General features: G+C 65.1%; 15 protein-coding genes. 9 read left to right on the forward strand and 6 right to left on the reverse strand.

Annotated features, from left to right (window positions below; genetic code table 11):
* From pstS to QOC76_RS00170, 5 genes are all read left to right on the forward strand, one after another.
* The coding region (gene pstS / locus QOC76_RS00150; RefSeq protein ID WP_526352927.1) for a phosphate ABC transporter substrate-binding protein PstS at window positions 1–720 on the forward strand (720 nt) is incomplete at its 5' end.
* Between the two features lie 48 nt (window positions 721–768).
* Window positions 769–1,812, forward strand: coding sequence for a phosphate ABC transporter permease subunit PstC (pstC, locus tag QOC76_RS00155; RefSeq protein WP_526352929.1), 1,044 nt, complete (start codon window positions 769–771; stop codon window positions 1,810–1,812).
* On the forward strand, window positions 1,809–2,723 hold the full coding sequence (gene pstA / locus QOC76_RS00160; RefSeq protein WP_526352931.1) for a phosphate ABC transporter permease PstA: 915 nt from the start codon (window positions 1,809–1,811) through the stop codon (window positions 2,721–2,723). Before pstC ends, pstA begins: the two co-directional genes overlap by 4 nt.
* Before the next feature lie 11 nt (window positions 2,724–2,734).
* The gene (pstB, locus tag QOC76_RS00165; protein WP_526352933.1) at window positions 2,735–3,511 is read left to right on the forward strand and encodes a phosphate ABC transporter ATP-binding protein PstB; all 777 of its coding nucleotides are present in this window, start codon (window positions 2,735–2,737) and stop codon (window positions 3,509–3,511) included.
* A gap of 56 nt (window positions 3,512–3,567) precedes the next feature.
* Complete coding sequence (locus QOC76_RS00170; protein WP_526352935.1) at window positions 3,568–4,494, forward strand: NADP-dependent oxidoreductase; 927 nt, start codon at window positions 3,568–3,570, stop codon at window positions 4,492–4,494.
* Between the two features lie 6 nt (window positions 4,495–4,500).
* Here the strand turns inward: QOC76_RS00170 and phoU are convergent, their stop codons facing one another.
* The 4 genes from phoU to QOC76_RS00190 form a co-directional block, all read right to left on the reverse strand.
* Window positions 4,501–5,169, reverse strand: a complete 669-nt coding sequence (gene phoU / locus QOC76_RS00175; protein WP_526352937.1) for a phosphate signaling complex protein PhoU — start codon at window positions 5,167–5,169, stop codon at window positions 4,501–4,503.
* Between the two features lie 104 nt (window positions 5,170–5,273).
* Complete coding sequence (locus QOC76_RS00180; RefSeq protein ID WP_526352939.1) at window positions 5,274–7,385, reverse strand: LCP family protein; 2,112 nt, start codon at window positions 7,383–7,385, stop codon at window positions 5,274–5,276.
* Between the two features lie 177 nt (window positions 7,386–7,562).
* Window positions 7,563–8,726: a tRNA dihydrouridine synthase DusB gene (dusB, locus tag QOC76_RS00185; protein ID WP_526352969.1), complete on the reverse strand. Its 1,164-nt coding sequence runs from the start codon at window positions 8,724–8,726 to the stop codon at window positions 7,563–7,565.
* Window positions 8,714–9,712 carry an acyl-ACP desaturase gene (locus QOC76_RS00190; protein WP_526352941.1) on the reverse strand — a complete coding sequence of 333 codons (999 nt, stop codon included), beginning with the start codon at window positions 9,710–9,712 and terminating at the stop codon, window positions 8,714–8,716. The genes dusB and QOC76_RS00190 overlap by 13 nt, the downstream gene beginning before the upstream one ends.
* A gap of 314 nt (window positions 9,713–10,026) precedes the next feature.
* On the opposite strand from QOC76_RS00190, the gene QOC76_RS00195 reads away from it, so the two are divergent.
* Window positions 10,027–10,431 carry a hypothetical protein gene (locus tag QOC76_RS00195; protein ID WP_526352943.1) on the forward strand — a complete coding sequence of 135 codons (405 nt, stop codon included), beginning with the start codon at window positions 10,027–10,029 and terminating at the stop codon, window positions 10,429–10,431.
* A 113-nt stretch (window positions 10,432–10,544) separates the two neighbouring features.
* On the opposite strand, the gene QOC76_RS00200 is transcribed toward QOC76_RS00195, so the two are convergent.
* Window positions 10,545–11,138, reverse strand: a complete 594-nt coding sequence (locus QOC76_RS00200) for a TetR/AcrR family transcriptional regulator (protein WP_526352945.1) — start codon at window positions 11,136–11,138, stop codon at window positions 10,545–10,547.
* A 40-nt stretch (window positions 11,139–11,178) separates the two neighbouring features.
* Between QOC76_RS00200 and QOC76_RS00205 the strand changes: the two genes are divergently transcribed.
* From QOC76_RS00205 to QOC76_RS00215, 3 genes are all read left to right on the forward strand, one after another.
* Window positions 11,179–12,216 (forward strand): oxygenase MpaB family protein, encoded by a 1,038-nt coding sequence (locus tag QOC76_RS00205; RefSeq protein WP_526352947.1) that lies wholly within the window; start codon window positions 11,179–11,181, stop codon window positions 12,214–12,216.
* Between the two features lie 42 nt (window positions 12,217–12,258).
* A complete protein-coding gene (locus tag QOC76_RS00210; RefSeq protein WP_526352949.1) occupies window positions 12,259–13,407 on the forward strand; it encodes a serine/threonine-protein kinase in 1,149 nt (382 codons plus the stop codon).
* Window positions 13,408–13,480: 73 nt separating this feature from the next.
* Entirely contained in the window at window positions 13,481–14,560 is a 1,080-nt protein-coding gene (locus tag QOC76_RS00215) for an NAD-dependent epimerase/dehydratase family protein (RefSeq protein WP_526352951.1), read from the forward strand.
* 1,648 nt (window positions 14,561–16,208) lie between these two features.
* Here the strand turns inward: QOC76_RS00215 and QOC76_RS00220 are convergent.
* Window positions 16,209–16,712: a hypothetical protein gene (locus tag QOC76_RS00220; protein WP_526352953.1), complete on the reverse strand. Its 504-nt coding sequence runs from the start codon at window positions 16,710–16,712 to the stop codon at window positions 16,209–16,211.
* Window position 16,713 lies beyond the last annotated feature (1 nt).

Raw genomic sequence — 16,713 nt, forward strand, 5'->3', positions numbered from 1 at the left:
TTCGGCCCGGTGGCGATGGCCTTCAACGTCGAGGGTGCCGACAAGCTCGTCGTCAACGGCGACGTGCTGGCCAAGATCTTCCAGGGTCAGATCACGAAGTGGAACGACCCGGCCATCGTCGCGCTGAACTCCGGCGCGACGCTGCCCGATGCGGACATCAAGCCGATCTACCGCTCGGATTCCTCGGGCACCACCGACAACTTCCAGAAATATCTGGCCGCGGCCGCGCCGGCGGCGTGGACCAAGGGTGCGGGCAAGGAGTTCCAGGGCGGCGCCGGTGAAGGCGCGCAGAAGTCGTCCGGTGTCGTCCAGGCGATCCAGGCCACACCGGGTTCGATCGGCTACGTGGAGAAGGGTTTCGCGCAGCAGGCCGGCCTGAAGATGGCCGCGATCGACAACGGAGGCGGGCCCGTCGACCTCACCGACGAGACCACCCAGAAGGCGGTCGACACCGCCAAGTTCAAGGCCGAAGGCATGGACCTGGCCCTCGACTTGAACGCGCTGTACGCGACCAAGGAAGCCGGTGTCTACCCGCTGATGCTGGCGACCTACGAGATCGTCTGCTCCAAGGGTTATGACCCGGACACCGCCGCGGCCGTGAAGTCGTTCCTGACGGTGGCGGCCAACCAGGGCCAGGCCAACCTGTCCGCGGCGGGCTACGTCCCACTGCCGGACGCATTCAAGGAGCGGCTGCTCAAGTCCGTCGACGCAATCGCGTAGTTACGTAGCGAGTCAGCACGACTACGGTGAGGATGGGTGCCGGAACCGATGACCGATAGGCTCGATGTGACTACGCCTAATCCAGCCGACGCGGGTTCGGGTGAAGTGATCGCTTCACCCTTTCCCGAGCCGGCCCCCATCTCTACCGACCCGTCGAAGAACGCCAAGATTCGACCCGGGGACCGGATCTTCCGCGGTCTGGCAGAAGGATCGGGCGTCCTCATCGTCGTCATCATCGCGGCGATCGGCGCGTTCCTTCTGTGGCGCGCCGTACCTGCGCTGACCCGCAACGAGGAGAACTTCTTCCTCTACAGCGGGAACTGGGTCACCACCGACACGTCGGCCATGAAGTTCGGCATTCTCGATCTGCTGCAGGTCACCGTGTTCGTGTCGGTGTTCGCGCTTGTCCTCGCGATGCCGGTGGCGCTGGGGATCGCGACTTTCCTCACCCAGTACGCACCGCGTCGGGTCGCGGGCCCGCTGGCCTACATGGTGGACCTGCTGGCCGCGGTGCCGTCGATCATCTACGGCGTCTGGGGCCTGTATGTACTGGCTCCGGCAATCAAGCCGTTCGCCACCTGGCTGAACCAGAACCTCAGCTGGCTCTTCCTGTTTCAGACCGGGAACGCCTCGGTGGCGGGCGGCGGAACGATCTTCACCGCGGGCATCGTGCTGGCGGTGATGATCCTGCCGATCATCACCGCGGTGACCCGCGAGGTGTTCATCCAGACTCCGCGCGGGCAGATCGAGGCGGCCCTTGCGCTCGGTGCCACCCGTTGGGAGGTCGTCAAGACGACGGTGCTGCCGTTCGGGTTGTCGGGCTACATCAGCGGCGCGATGCTCGGCCTGGGCCGCGCATTAGGCGAGACGATCGCGTTGCTCATAATCCTGCGCGGCACGCAGCAGGCGTTCGGCTGGTCGCTGTTCGACGCCGGCTATACGTTCGCGAGCAAGATCGCCGCTGCCGCTTCGGAATTCAACGACCAGTACAAGGCGGGCGCGTACATTGCGGCGGGCCTCGTCCTCTTCATCCTGACGTTCATCGTCAACTCGCTGGCACGGGCGGCCGTCGCCGGAAGGAGTAAGTCATGACGGCCACACTGGACCAGCCCGTCAAGGCGCCCACCTTCCAGAAGCTCAGCCTGCGCCGGAAGTTCACCAACAACGTCGCCACGGTGTTGGTGACGCTTTCGGTGGCGGTCGCGATGGTGCCGCTGGCGTGGGTGCTCTACACGGTGATCGTCAAAGGGTTCGGCGCCGTCACGTCGAGCACATGGTGGTTCAACTCGCAGGCCGGAATGACCGCCTTCCAGGCGGGTGGCGGCGCGTATCACGCGATCGTCGGAACCCTGTTGCAGGGCTTGGTGTGTGCGCTCATCTCGATCCCGATCGGCGTATTCGTCGGCATCTATCTGGTCGAGTACGGCGGCGGAACGCGGATGGGCAAGCTGACCACCTTCATGGTGGACATCCTCACCGGTGTTCCGTCGATCGTGGCGGCGCTGTTCATCTACGCGCTGTGGGTGGCGACGCTGGGCTTCCACCGGTCGGGCTTCGCGGTGTCGCTCGCCTTGGTGTTGTTGATGATCCCGGTGATCGTGCGGTCCACCGAGGAGATGTTGCGGATCGTCCCGATGGACCTACGCGAAGCGAGTTACGCACTCGGCGTGCCGAAGTGGAAGACGATATCGGCCATCGTGATTCCGACGGCGCTGTCGGGCATCGTGACGGGCATTCTGCTGGCCTTGGCCCGGGTGATGGGGGAGACGGCGCCGCTGCTGATCCTGGTCGGCTACGCCCAGGCGATCAACTTCGACATGTTCGGCGGGTTCATGGGATCGCTACCGGGCATGATGTACGACCAGACCTCGGCCGGTGCGGGTGCCAATCCGGTTCCGACGGATCGCCTTTGGGGTGCCGCGTTCACTCTCATCGTGCTGATCGCGGTGCTCAACGTCGGAGCGCGGTTCATCGCCAAGTTCTTCGCCCCCAAGAAGGTTTAGGAGTCACTCAGATGGCCAAGCGCCTCGACCTCAAGGACGTCAACATCTACTATGGGTCGTTTCACGCCGTGGCCGACGTGTCGATGTCGGTGCCGCCGCGCAGCGTGACGGCGTTCATCGGTCCGTCCGGCTGCGGCAAGTCGACCGTGCTGCGTACGTTGAACCGGATGCACGAGGTGATCCCCGGTGCGCGTGTCGAGGGTTCGGTGCTTCTCGACGGCGAGGACGTCTATGGCGCAGGTGTCGACCCGGTCGGCGTCCGCAAGACCATCGGTATGGTGTTTCAGCGGCCGAATCCCTTCCCCACCATGTCGATTCGCGACAACGTGGTGGCAGGCCTCAGGCTGCAGGGGGTCCGCAACAAGAAGACTCTCGACGAGGTGGCGGAGAAGTCCCTCAAGGGCGCGAACCTGTGGACCGAGGTCAAGGACCGACTGGACAAACCCGGCGGCGGGTTGTCCGGTGGCCAGCAGCAGCGGTTGTGCATCGCGCGTGCGATCGCGGTGCAGCCCGACGTGTTGTTGATGGACGAGCCGTGCTCGGCACTCGACCCGATCTCGACGCTGGCGATCGAGGACTTGATCGCCGAGCTCAAGCAGGACTACACGATCGTGATAGTCACGCACAACATGCAGCAGGCTGCGCGCGTGAGTGATCAGACCGCGTTCTTCAACCTCGAGGCGACGGGCAAGCCCGGCAGGCTGATCGAGATCGACGACACCGAGAAGATCTTCTCGAACCCGACGGAAAAAGCGACAGAGGACTACATCTCCGGCCGGTTCGGCTAGAGGGAGTCAGCACCACCCCCGGGAATAGCTCGAGGGCTGCGCCGTTCCTAACTGGCATGAGCAAAGCAGTGCGATTCGATCGGTACGGCGACATCGAGGTGCTCGAGGTGCGCGACGTCGAGCGACCTGCGCCCGGCGCGGGCGAGGTTCTCGTCGAGGTCAGAGCGGCAGGCATCAACCCAGGCGAGGCCGCCATCCGTAATGGCCTCATGCGCGACATCTTCCCGGCGACATTTCCGTCTGGACAGGGCAGCGACCTGGCGGGCGTGGTCGCCGAAACAGGCCCGGGCGTTGACGGATTCGCGGTGGGCGACGAGGTTCTGGGCTTTTCCGAGAAGCGGGCCAGCCACGCGGAGTTCATCGTCGTGCCCGCCGAGAATCTGACCGCCAAACCCGCGACGGTGTCGTGGGAGGTGGCGGGCGCGCTGTACGTGGCAGGCACGAGCGCCTACGCCGCCGTCCGCGCCGTCGGCCTCTCGGAGGGCGACGTGTTGGTCGTCGCAGGCGCGGCAGGAGGAGTGGGTTCGATCGCGGTGCAGCTCGCTGCCGACGCGGGCGCCACGGTGCTGGGCGTCGCGGGCCCGTCGAACGACGAATGGCTGCGCGGTCACGGTGTGATCCCAGTGAACTACGGCGACGATTTGGCCGAGCGTATGCGTGCGGCGGCGCCAACGGGGCGGGTCGACGCCTTCCTGGACTTCTTCGGTGGCGGGTACGTCGAGCTGGCGGTCGATCAGCTGGGCGTCGCGCCCGACCGGGTGGACACCATCATCGATTTCGCCGCCGCCGAGCAGTTCAAGGTGCGCACCGCGGGCAACGCGGACGCCGCCAACGCCGACGTGCTCGCAGAACTGGCGGCGCTGGTCGCCGACGGAAAGCTGGAGGTGCCGATCGCCGAGGTATTCGCGCTCGACGACGTCCAAAAGGCGTTCCGCTCCCTCGAGCAGCGGCATACCAGAGGGAAGATCGTGCTCCGCCCGTAGCGACGGCTAGCGCGGTGCGGGAAGTTCCGCATCCTCGGGGAATTTGCCCGTCGCCGAGAAGATGATCCGGCGGGCAACCTCGACGGCGTGGTCGGCGAAGCGCTCATAAAAGCGGCTCAGCAACGTCACGTCGACGGCGGCGGTGACGCCGTGCTTCCATTCCTTGTCCATCAGCACGGAGAACAGATGACGGTGCAGATCGTCCATCGCATCGTCTTCCTCGCTGATGCGCGCCGCCTTCTCCGGGTCCTTGGTCAGCAGCACCTCTTGGGCGCTGTTGCCGAGTTCGACTGCCACCCGGCCCATTTCGGCGAAGTAGCCGTTCACCTCTTCAGGCAGGGCATGCTGGGGATGACGGCGGCGGGCGATCTTGGCTACGTGTAGCGCCAGGGCCCCCATTCGATCGACGTCGGCGACGATCTGGATCGAGCTGACGATCGCGCGCAGATCGCCCGCGACGGGAGCCTGCAGGGCAAGCAGCACAAAGGCCGCTTCCTCCGCCTTGGCGCTCATCGCGGCAATCTGCTCGTGGTCGGTGATCACCTGTTCGGCCACCACGAGGTCGGCCTGCAGCAGGGCCTGGGTCGCTCGCTCCATCGCGACACCTGCCAGCCCGCACATCTCGCCGAGCTGGTGGGTCAGGGCGTCCAGCTGCTCGTGGTACGCAGTTCGCATACGCCCAGCCTAAGGGCTGGTCCAGTGAATCGTCACGATGTGCAGGGTGAACGAAGGGTGAATGCCCCCTGCATGGACGCCGCCGCCTCGGCTATCGCCTCGCGCTACTCGCAGGTGGTGTCGGCGGCGTTGGTGACCGAAAGGTCCTGCGGCAGCTGTGTCGGGGTGCTACCGGTGCCGTGGAGAACGTGGACCTGCACCGAAGAGCCACTCGGCTTCGGCGGGCTCACCGTGGCGAAGTCGGAGCCGAGCACCACCTGCACCGTCTTGCCCTTACCGTTGACGCGCTCGATCGTCGGCGCGGTGAAGGCGGATGCCACCGTGGCTGCGGCCTCTTCGTTACCCGGCGAGAAGAACACCGTCGTCGAAGTCAGCGGACCTGGATAGTCGTCCGGGGTCGTCACATTGAAGCCGTGCTGCTGCAATTCCGTTGCGGCCGTCGCTCCCAGCCCGTCTTCGCCCGTCGAATTCGACACCTGGACGGTCACCGACGTCGGGTCGGTGGTGACGGCGTCGACCATTTCGCCGGCGTCGGCGGACACCTTGGGTGCAGGCGTTTCGCTCGGCGTCGACTTAGGGGCCTGGTTGGTCAGCGACTCCGGCGTGCCCGGCACCGGTGTGTTATCCGCGTTGCGCTCCTCGGGCAGCGGATCGTCGTTGATGATCGCGTCGAAGATCGCGTGGGTGTCGTCTTCGCGCAGATGCTCGTTACCCCACTCGTCCATGTACCCCGTCGTGGGGACGGTGATGAAGGTGATCCGTCCGGCGGCGATGCCCTGTACCGACTGGCCCAGCTGCACCAGGTCCTTGGTGTTGATGTTGTCGACGAAGCTGTCGTCGATGAACTGGTTGACGACGTCGTTGAGCTTATTGAGAGAGAAGAAGACCTCTTTGGAGATCATCGAACGCAACAACGATGAGAGGAACAGTTGCTGGCGCTTGATGCGGCCGTAGTCACCGTTGGTTTCCGTGGTCACCTGGCGGGCGCGTACGTATTGCAGCGCGGTGTGTCCGTCGACGGTCTGCCGGCCGGCGCTGGCCAGCACGGTGCCGAGCTCGTAATCCTCCAGCGGAGTCGTGCTGCACACCTCGACCCCGCCGAGGGCGTCGACCATCTTGGAGAACCCGGAGAAGTCCACGGCCATGAACCGGTTGATAGACAGGCCGGACAGCTTCTGGATGACCTTGACCAGACACTTGGGTCCGCCGAACGCGTAGGCGGAGTTCAGCTTCGTCTCGGTGTACACCTCTTCGGGTCCGTAGCTGCCGGTCTGGTCGTCATATAACGGCCCGTACTCGCGGGTTTCGGGATTCCACGGCTCACACTTCATCGGCTCGATGTTGAGGTCGCGCGGAAACGACACGGCGACAACGCGTTTGCGATTGGCCGGGATGTTGACCAGCATGATGGTGTCGGACCGCGTTCCGCCGGCATCCTGGGTGCCGCCTGCGCCCATGTCGGCGTTCTGGCCGTAGCGGCTGTCCACACCGACAATGAGGAAGTTTTCGTCGCCGTACTGTGCGTTCGCGTCGACGATGTCGCGCGAACCCGGATCCAGTGCCGAAATGCGGTTGAGCATGTGGTTCTTCGACGACTGCCACTGCCACGCACCACCGGTCATCGCAAGCGCGAGCACGGCGAACAGGGCGGCAAGGGAGCGGCCCGCCAGCATGACCCGGCGGCGCGACTTGCGCTTCTTCGGCGGATCGACGGGCTCGGCGGACGGCTCGCCCACCCACTCCGGCCCGCCTCGTTCGAGCCGAGAGCGGCGCAACGCCGCCAGGTCGGGAATCTCGTCGGCGTAGGACACCGCGGGGATGACCTCGGTATCCGGGTCGGACGGTCCCGCGGGTCGCGGCTTCGGCCGGAGTTGCCTTGGCTGTCTGGAGCGCGGCTCGGACGATTGAGGCGGCGGCGCGGGCGGACGCATCAGCGGAGGTTCGGGTTTGGGCTCGGGCTCGGGTGCAGCGTGCCGGCTGGGCAGATCTGCAGGCGCGGAGCCCGTGACCTTGGCGATCAGATCGGCGACCGTCACGCCATCGGTGTGGCTGCCGGTCGGCGCAGGGGTGGCGGTGTCCTCCGGCTCAGCAGCCGAGTGGCGCTCCCACGGCGCGGCGGCTCGCGGTGGCCGGGGAGATCGGGTAAGCCACTGGTTGTCGCCGTCCGAATCGGACGCGCGAGGGCGACCAGGAGTGGCGTTATCGCCGTCACTCATGTGCCTACTGGCCTCCGACCCTATGAGCAGCGTGCGCGTCGGTGCGCATCAGCCACTGCGCTGCCGCCACCTGAGTTGAAGCGGCGATATCCGTGGCCCCGAGGGCGGGGCCAATAACGACAAGACTCATATCGTACTGAGAGATCCTGAGAGACGTAATGTCGAGATGGTCTCGGTTCACCCACCGGAATGCATCACATCGGCGCCGACGGGCACCGTGCAATCGTCCGGGTCGGCAAGCCAGCCGGCAGGCAGCGCCACCGAGGCCGGTGAGCCCTGCCGCCCGCGCGGGCCGGTGGCCGCCTCGGGGAACGCCACCTCGGAGTCCAGCTTCGCGAGGAGTTCGTCGAGTTCGGCCAGCGTTTTAACCAGCGCCAGTGACCGGCGTAGGCCGGCCCCGGCCGGAAATCCGTGCAGATACCAGGCGATGTGCTTGCGGATGTCGCGCATGGCCTTGTCCTCGCCGGAGTGGGCGCGCAGCAACTCGCCGTGCCTGCGGATGATCGCCGCGACCTCACCCAGTGTGGGCGGTATCACACTGTCCCTGCCTGCGAAGGCATCGGACAACTCGGCGAACAGCCACGGCCTGCCGAGGCAGCCGCGGCCGATGACGACGCCGTCGCAGCCGGTCGTGGCCATCATCGCCAGTGCGTCCTTCGCGTCGAAGATATCGCCGTTGCCGAGCACCGGAACGCTGGTGACGTGCTCCTTCAGCGCCGTGATCTGCTCCCAGTCGGCGGTTCCGGAGTAGCGCTGGGCCGCCGTTCGAGCGTGCAGCGCGACGGCCGCGGCGCCTTCCTCGGCCGCGATCCGACCGGCGTCGAGGTGGGTGTGGTGGTCGTCGTCGATGCCGATCCGGAACTTCACCGTCACCGGGACGTTCGACCCCTCGGTCGCCCGCACCGCGGCGGCCACGATCTGCCCGAACAGCCTGCGCTTGAAGGGCAGCGCCGCGCCGCCACCGCGCCGGGTCACCTTGGGAACCGGGCAGCCGAAATTCATGTCGATGTGATCGGCCAATCCGTCGTCGACGATCATCTTGGCCGCGGCGTAGGTGTTCTCCGGGTCGACGGCGTAGAGCTGCAGCGACCGCGGCGACTCGTCCGGCCCGAACGTCGTCATGTGCATGGTGACCGGATGGCGCTCGACGAGCGCGCGGGCGGTGACCATCTCGCACACATACAGCCCGCTGACCGTGCCGGCCCTGGCGAGTTCGAGCTCACGACACAGCGTGCGGAAGGCGACGTTGGTGACGCCTGCCATCGGGGCCAGCACGACGGGGCTGGCCAGCGCGATGGGACCGATCTGCAGCTGCGCGCGGGATTCGGTCAGTACGCCGATGACGCGAGAACCTTCTTGGCCTCCAGGCGCTCGGCCCTCTTGGCCTCGCGCTCCAGGCGCTTATGCTTGGCGACCTCGAACTTGTCGCACGTCTCCTCGAGCTCCTCGATGAGCACGCCGAGATCATCACGCATGCGGGCGGCCTCACCGGTGAAGTCCTCGCGCTCGAAGATGCGCCACTTCTTCAGCACCGGCCGCACCACGTCTTCCAGGTGGATCCGCGGGTCGTACACACCGCCGACCGCGATGATCACCGCCTTGCGGCGGAACTCCGGAACGGTGAACCCGGGCATCTTGAAATTGCGCAGCACGCGGTGCAGCGAGTGCATGGCCTGATCCGGTGCGATGTCGAAACCGGCCTCGCTGACGTCGCGGTAGAAGATCATGTGCAGGTTCTCGTCGGCCGAAACCCGTTGTAGCAGTTGGTCGGCGATCGTCTCGTTGCATGCCTTGCCGGTGTTGCGGTGCGAAACGCGGGTGGCCAGCTCCTGGAACGTCACATAGATGACGGAGTCGAACAGGCTCTCGGCGAAAAGATCGCCCTGCTGGTTCTGGCCCGGGCTGAAGCCGCGGGTCACCTGCTCGAGGCGCAGTGTCTCCAGCGCGACCGGATCGATGGCGCGGGTGACGACCAGGTAATCCCGCAGCGCGATGCCGTGCCGGTTCTCCTCTGCGGTCCAGCGGTTGACCCACTGGCCCCATGCCCCGTCCATCCCAAAGTTCATCGCGATCTCGCGGTGGTAGGACGGCAGGTTGTCCTCGGTCAGCAGGTTCTGCACCATGGCTGTCTGAGCGACCTCGGAGAGCGCCGACTGTCCGGGCTCCCAGTCCTGGCCGCCGAGGGCGTAATAGTTCTTGCCGTCCGACCACGGGATGTAGTCATGCGGGTTCCAGTCCTTGCGCATCGACAGGTGCCGGTTGAGGTTCTTCTCAACGACGGGCTCAAGCTCATGCAGCAGGTGCAGGTCGGTCAGGTTTTCGTGCATCAGCCCTGCGTTCTCCTTTAGGGGTGGGACCTGCCGTCATTCGGTGGACGAAGGCCTATTAGATCTATCTGTATCTGTTGGTTGCAGTGAATATATCTGTGTAACCCGGTGACATCAAGTTGCACGATACGTGTCGCTGCGTCGGAAAGGTCACGGTTCGGGGGCCGGTCGGCACCCGGTTTCAGGCCTGCCCTACGCGGCGTTATTGCTCGCGGGTTGCGCCGGTCGGCGGTATGGTTCCTGCAGGCAGTTCACGAGAAATCGAACCGCGCCTACACTCTCGGCAACCGTTGACCTTAGACATAGGTGGGCACGTGAAGAAGATCATCATTTCGACCAGCGCCGTCGGCGCCGCAGGGATTGCGATGGGCGCACTCGGACTGTTCGGCGCGGGCACCGCATCCGCCGCGCCGGACGTGGTGGGAATGACCTACGGCGATGCTGTTACGAAAATCGAGGATGGCGGCGGCACGGCGAAGATCGCGGTGACCGTCGGCGACCGCCAGGACGCGATGGGTGACTGCCTCGTCACCAGCGCCACCGATGCTCCGTTCGTGCGCGACTCCGGGGGTTCATTCGGACACGCCGACAGCGAAGTCCTGCTGGCGCTGAATTGCAACCGCGGTGCCGCAACGGCCACCACTCCTGGCGCCTCGGCAGCCAGCCCGGAGGGTAAGGACTTCACCGCCAAGGCCGAAGCGGCTGCGGCGCAGGGATAGAGCGAGCAAGGCGTACTCGCTGACGTCGGTGCGATTTGAGGCGACACCGCCAACCAGGACAACCCGACCGGGTAGTCACGCACGCCGTGGACCATGTGACGGGCGGGTAGGTCTCAGTAACTCGAAACCCTGTTGAGCACCATGTCGACGCAGTGGTCGATGAACTGCTCGCGGGTGGCGCTCAGGCGGCCGTCCAGGTAGGCGATGAAGAGTGCGGTCAGCGCGCCGAGCAGGCCGGTGGCCGCCATGGCCTGGACTGCCGGCTGGCTGATCTCCGTGATTCGGGTGACCTTGCGTTGCAGCAGCTCGATGAAGCTCGGCATCCAGTTCGCCCCCGACCGCGTCAGTATCGGCTCGACCGTCGGCGCGAGCAGGAGAACTCTGCCGCGGGTCGGGTCATCGACCATCAGCGCGACGAACCGTTCGACCGCGTCGTGGGCGCTGGTGGACGACGACAGGGTGGACATCGCCCGCGCACAGACATCGTCGTAGACGGCGCGGACGAATTCGTCGCGGTCGGGAAAGCTTTCGTAGAAGTAGCGTTCGGTGAGCCCGGCCGCCCTGCACACCGCTCGCACGGTGAGTGCGGGCCCGCTCTGACCGCCGAGCAGGGCGACGCCCGCGTCGATCAACTCGCCACGGCGCAGCGCCTGACGGTCCTCGAGCGGTACGCCCGACCATCGGCCCCGTCGTTGACCCGCAGCCACATCACTCCTAGAATCATGGTGACAACGCACGTAGTCAGAAATGCGTCTGACGCCGATCGAAAGCCGACCAGTGACCCAAGATACTTCTGACGCCTCCCCGGTGACCAGCGGAACCGCGCCTGCGGCCGCCGGTTGCCCCGTGTCGGGAGGCGGCTACGACGCCTTTCAGGCACCGCTCGGGCCCGACTCGCTGACCTGGAAGTACTTCGGCCAGTGGACCGGCATGTTGCAGGGCAGCTGGGCGGGTTCGATGCAGAACATGCATCCCCAGTTGGGTGCTGCCGTCAAGGACCACTCAATCTTCTTCATGGAGCGGATGCCGCGGTTGTACCGGTCGGTGTATCCGATCGGCGGCGTGGTCTTCGACGGCGACCGCGCGCCGAGGACCGGCGCCGAGGTGCGCGACTACCACATCGGCATCAAGGGCGTCGACGAGCAAGGGCGCCGGTACAGCGCGCTGAACCCCGATGTCTTCTATTGGGCGCACGCCACCTTCTTCAAGTCCGTCCTGCTGGCCGCGGAACGGTTCAGAGGAGGACTGACTGAGGCGCAACGGCGGCAATTGTTCGACGAGCACGTCGCGTGGTACCGGATGTACGGGATGAGCATGCGGCCGGTGCCCAAGACCTGGGAGGAATTCCAGGAGTACTGGGATCACATGTGTCACAACGTGTTAGAGAACAACTGGGCGGCACGCGAAGTTCTCGATCTGTCCACAATGACAAAGCACCCGTCGTTGGAATGGATCCCGGACTGGATGTGGCGGATCAACCTGAAGGTGATGGAACGGTTCCTGCTGTTCGTCACCGTCGGCCTCTACGATCCACCCGTTCGCGAACTGATGGGCTACACATGGTCGCCTCGCCGGGAGTGGCTGCATCGTCGCCTTGGGAACCTGGTGCACCTCGTCACCAGGCTGACGCCACAACGCACGATGATGCACCCGCGCAAGCGCAGCGCGGTCGACCGTGCGAGTGGACGGCTCCCATCGGAGGCGCCGTTGGTGGAGACGCCTGCGCGCAACCTGCCGCCGGTCGGGCATCGTGACAACGGGATGCACTACTGCCCTGACGTGTAAGCGGCGTGGTCGACTGGTCACGGGCGCGATAACCTCAGGACCGTGCAGGCGCCAGACGCTCTCGGCGGCCGCTACGAGTTGCGGGGGATTCTAGGCCGCGGCGGGATGGGCGAGGTCCGCGACGGCTGGGACACCCGGCTGCACCGGCCCGTCGCCGTGAAGCTGTTGCATCCTGCGTTCAGCGTGCACGCTGACAGCCGCCGGCGCTTCGAAATCGAGGCCCGCGCGGCCGCCGGTCTGAGCCATCCTCACATCGTGGCCGTGCACGACAGTGGCGAGCACGCCGGAATGCCCTTCATCGTGATGGAGCGGCTGTCCGGGCGGTCGCTGGCCGACGAGCTGACGGCCGGCCCGCTCCCGCAGAGACGGGTTCGCACGATCCTCGACGACGTGTTGTCGGCGCTCGCGGCCGCGCATGCGGCCGGAATTCTGCACCGGGACATCAAGCCGGCCAACATCTTGTTCACCGCGTCCGGTGATGTGAAGGTCGCGGACTTCGGTATCGCGAAAAGCGCGGAGACGCCGGCCACGATGAGCGGGCAGATCGTCGGAACGATGGCCTATCTCAGCGCCGACCGGGTGGCGGGCCGCCCGGCGACCGTCGCCGACGATCTGTATGCGGTCGGTGTCGTCGGCTACGAGGCGCTGTCCGGGCACAAGCCGTTCCCCCAGGAGAACCTTGTGGCCCTGGCGCGGGCGATCGCCGAGGACGTGCCGCCGCCGTTGCATGTCTGGCGGCCCGACGTGGAACCGGCGCTGGCAGCGACGGTCGAAAGGGCGATGACCCGCGATCCGCAGTGGCGCTTCACCAGTGCCGGGGCGATGCGCGCCACACTTGCCGCTGTGCCACAAGCGAATTCAGGCCGGCCGCCGACTCGGGTGCTGGACGTGCCGTTGCCGCCGGAGACCACGATGGCCATCGCTGCGCCTGTACCTCCGAGCCAGAAGCGCAGGCTGGTTGTCTTCGCGGCCGTGCTGTTCGCGATCGCCCTTGCGGCGGTTGTGGTGTTGTTCGAGTCTGCCTCGCCGTCGACACCCGAACCGGCGGCGACCACCACCTCGCTGCCGCCGTCATCGACGCCGTCGGTGTTACCGCCACCCCCTCCGGCCCCGCCGTCTCCCGCGCCGATCGACGAGGGGCCGCCACCCAAGAAAAAGGGTCACGGCAACGACCACAAAAGGGGCGATTAGGCAGACTGCGCCATGAGCGCGCCGCGCCCGGCTAGATTCCGATCAGTATCCCGCTCGCGCAGAGGAGCGCACGATGGCGGCTCGGAATTCAGTTCTGGTGACGGGCGCGTATGGACTGGTCGGCAGGCCGCTCGTCGAGCGACTCGTCGCGGAGGGGTGCGCCGTGACCGCCACCGCGCACAAGACTGTCAAACCGTCGCTGCCCGCAGTGGTCGACGTGCGCTCGGTCGATCTGACGAAGCCGGATCAGATCAGCGCCCTGCTCGCCGAGGTGTCCCCGTCGGCCATCGTCCATCTCGCGGCCTGCATCCCGCCGATGTGCTACGCCAACCGTGCGCTCGCCCGGGCGGTGAACGTCGATGCGACCGCCGCGCTGGTGCGCGCCGCGGAAGCGATGCCGTCGCCTCCACGCTTCGTGCACGCATCGAGCATGGCCGTGTACGGCAGCCGCAACCCACACCGGTTCGCCGACCTGCTCACCGCTGACACCCCTCCGGTGGCGTCGGAACTGTATGGCTGTCACAAACTGGAAGCCGAAAACATCGTCCGCTCATCGGGTTTGGAGTGGTCGATCCTTCGACTCAGTGGCGTTATCACCCTTGAGCCGCTCATCGACTACGGCGATTTCGATTCGTTCTACCTCGGTGCGTTGATGCCTCAAGACAATCGTTGTCATTCCGTCGACGCCCGCGACGTCGCATCGGCGTTCGCCGCGGCAGTCACCACCGATGCAGTACGTGAGGTCTTCATGATCGCTGGTGACGACTCCCACAAGTGCCGCCAGGCTGAATTGGGCCGCATAGGCTGCGAGGCCCTTGGGATAGGCGCGCTGGTACTGCCCGGCCGTCCGGGTGATCCCGACAGCGACGCCGATTGGTATCCCCTGGACTGGATGGACACCACCCGCTCCCAGCAGGTGCTGTCGTTCCAGCGGTACTCCAGTTCGGAGTCGTACGAAGAGATCCGTGCCAGAGCAGGCTGGAAGACCCGGGCGCTTCGGATGGCAGCGCCGATGATGGCCGCTCGGATGCGACGTCGAGCGCCGTACTACAAGCAGCCGGGTCAGTACGCCGATCCGTGGGGCAGGATCCGCCAGAGGTGGGGCGACCCCGCGCCGGACACCGTACGGCAGGCCCAGCCGCCGGACATGTAGGTCGTCGTCGACGCAATACGAACGGTGTGGTGCCCCCACCAGGGCTCGAACCTGGGACCTGCGGATTAAGGCCGATCAATCTCGTTGTCCGCGATAGTGCTGAATTATCCTGTCGTGCAACATTCTTCGTAGGTTTGGTACCCCGTTGGACTTTGGCGATTCTTGACGAATGTTGGTCATTGGCGATGAATAAACGATGACCTGCGTCACGCCGGATTAGAAGCGCGATGGATTCGGAGGTGTCGATCTGGATGAGCGTCTGCGCACCACCGAGCCCTTCAATAAATTTGCGCTGCACCTTCGGAGCGAGGGCACGACCTCGCCGGTAACCCTTCCTGGACTGCATCGCCTCGAGGCCATCGGGCACCGCGATCCAGCTTGCGTCGGATGAGACTGTCGCGGCAACGCGACTGAGCCGAAGGTCATGGCGGCGTGCTTCAACGAGGCGGTATTGGTGGAAAGCAGTTCGGAGGCAATGAGCCAGCGCCGAGGCCCTCTGGTCGGCGTGGACCTGCTCAATGCACGCATTTTCGTCTGCTCACACGGCGCCGCAGCTGGCTTTCCGCGCGCATCGAGCAACGGCATCTGCATCGGCAGCCCACGAAGGCGTTTCGAATGCCAGGCGACTCGATCCAGCCCAGCATCGGCGCACCATCCCGAAGCCGGTACATATGCACCCGGGCGGCCAGCCAGGCTCTTGATCGCTAGGCGCAGCGTGCTCGCGCAACTCCGGACGTTGTACCCACCGCTGCGCTAATACGTGCGCGAAGCATTCCCAGCGTAAAGGACCTCAGCAAATTCCGGCCGCTTGCATAACGCCGCTCATGATCGTTGCTGACGCAGTTAAAAAAGTTTTCTGGTCATTCCCAAGCGCTTTCCGGATCGGAATGGTATCCGCCGCGATCGAGTTATTCGCAGCTCGGGTTACGAATTGGGGAAATTCAGCGTCCACGCTCGGCTGTGGATTGCCGCGGAGCAAGCAGCTCGTCGCTGTCGGGGCGGCTGAGCACCGATCGATCGCTGGCTGCAGCGGCCCATGACAGCCCTGAACAGCTGTATTCCGGCCAACGACGAATCTTGGACCGCTCACCTTCCTCCGCCGGTGATGCCGCAGAAAACCGAGGAAACGACTTGGCGAACCGCAGAACCGTTTTAGAGATGTCGTAATAGCCGGTAGCCCACCTGCCGGTCTTGCTGGTCTAAAACATGGACCATTCGGACCATTTTTCGGCCAATTTTGGCTTCGCATGGGTAGCTAGCTATTGTGCGCTACATTCGCTCAAGACCGAATAGTGATGCTTGACACATCGCCTAGCAAAGCATTACAGTTCGACTACTCAGAGTTCAGATTATCGGGTTAGACAGGGGGCGGGCTCGGGTCTTTGAGGCCCGATTATTTCAAGGATGCGTTTTCGACAATTCGATACGCGACGGCAGTTCATATCGCGGTGTCCCTCTAACGGTTCACCGAAGACTAAGGAGATCAGTCCATGAGAAATCCATCAACCCCCTCGCGCCATCGCCACCGCAAGCAGCCCCAGCAACGGAATTCAATGATCAACCGCGCGATTGGTGCTGGGCTTTTCGTAGCCGCTGCGGGGGCCGGTGTCTCGGTTGCTCAGGCGTCGCCGGCTCTTTCCGCCACACCTCAGGAAGCGAGCGCTGCCCGGGGAAGTTTCATCAACTTCGGTGGCGGTAATGGCACTGGCACCCGTGGAGGTTTCTTCAACTTTGGCGGCGGTAACACTAATAGCCAAAACACCAGTGGCAACACGTTCGCCAGTAGCACCACTACCGGCAACACGTTCGGCAACACGTTTGCCGGGAACACCATCGGGAACACCTTCGGGCGAAGCACCGGCGCCACCAGTGGCCGCACTACCGCCGGCACGACCGGCACCACCGCGATTTCCACCACGACCACCACGACCACTGCCCCTACCACGGGCAGCACGACTACCGGCACTACGGGCACTACCGGAACAACCACTGGAACGACCGGCGTCACTAACCAAAACAGCAATGGCAATACGTTCCTGAGCACCACCACCACTGGAAACACCTTCGGCAATACCTTCGGCTTCAACACCGTTGGCAATACCACTGGTCGCAGCACTGGCAACACCAGCGGCGTTTCCAGCAGAACCGGCACC

The organism is Mycobacterium sp., from assembly GCF_032159565.1.
In the GTDB taxonomy this organism is placed as follows: domain Bacteria; phylum Actinomycetota; class Actinomycetes; order Mycobacteriales; family Mycobacteriaceae; genus Mycobacterium.

Excerpts from the sequence above, each read along its gene's own strand:
- pstA (WP_526352931.1), top strand. The coding sequence starts at position 1,809 with ATGACGGCCACACTGGACCAGCCCGTCAAGGCGCCCACCTTCCAGAAG.
- phoU (WP_526352937.1), bottom strand. The coding sequence starts at position 5,169 with ATGCGAACTGCGTACCACGAGCAGCTGGACGCCCTGACCCACCAGCTC.
- QOC76_RS00215 (WP_526352951.1), top strand. The coding sequence starts at position 13,481 with ATGGCGGCTCGGAATTCAGTTCTGGTGACGGGCGCGTATGGACTGGTC.
- QOC76_RS00170 (WP_526352935.1), top strand. The coding sequence starts at position 3,568 with ATGAGCAAAGCAGTGCGATTCGATCGGTACGGCGACATCGAGGTGCTC.
- QOC76_RS00190 (WP_526352941.1), bottom strand. The coding sequence starts at position 9,712 with ATGCACGAAAACCTGACCGACCTGCACCTGCTGCATGAGCTTGAGCCC.
- pstC (WP_526352929.1), top strand. The coding sequence starts at position 769 with ATGACCGATAGGCTCGATGTGACTACGCCTAATCCAGCCGACGCGGGT.
- QOC76_RS00205 (WP_526352947.1), top strand. The coding sequence starts at position 11,179 with ATGCGTCTGACGCCGATCGAAAGCCGACCAGTGACCCAAGATACTTCT.
- QOC76_RS00180 (WP_526352939.1), bottom strand. The coding sequence starts at position 7,385 with ATGAGTGACGGCGATAACGCCACTCCTGGTCGCCCTCGCGCGTCCGAT.
- pstB (WP_526352933.1), top strand. The coding sequence starts at position 2,735 with ATGGCCAAGCGCCTCGACCTCAAGGACGTCAACATCTACTATGGGTCG.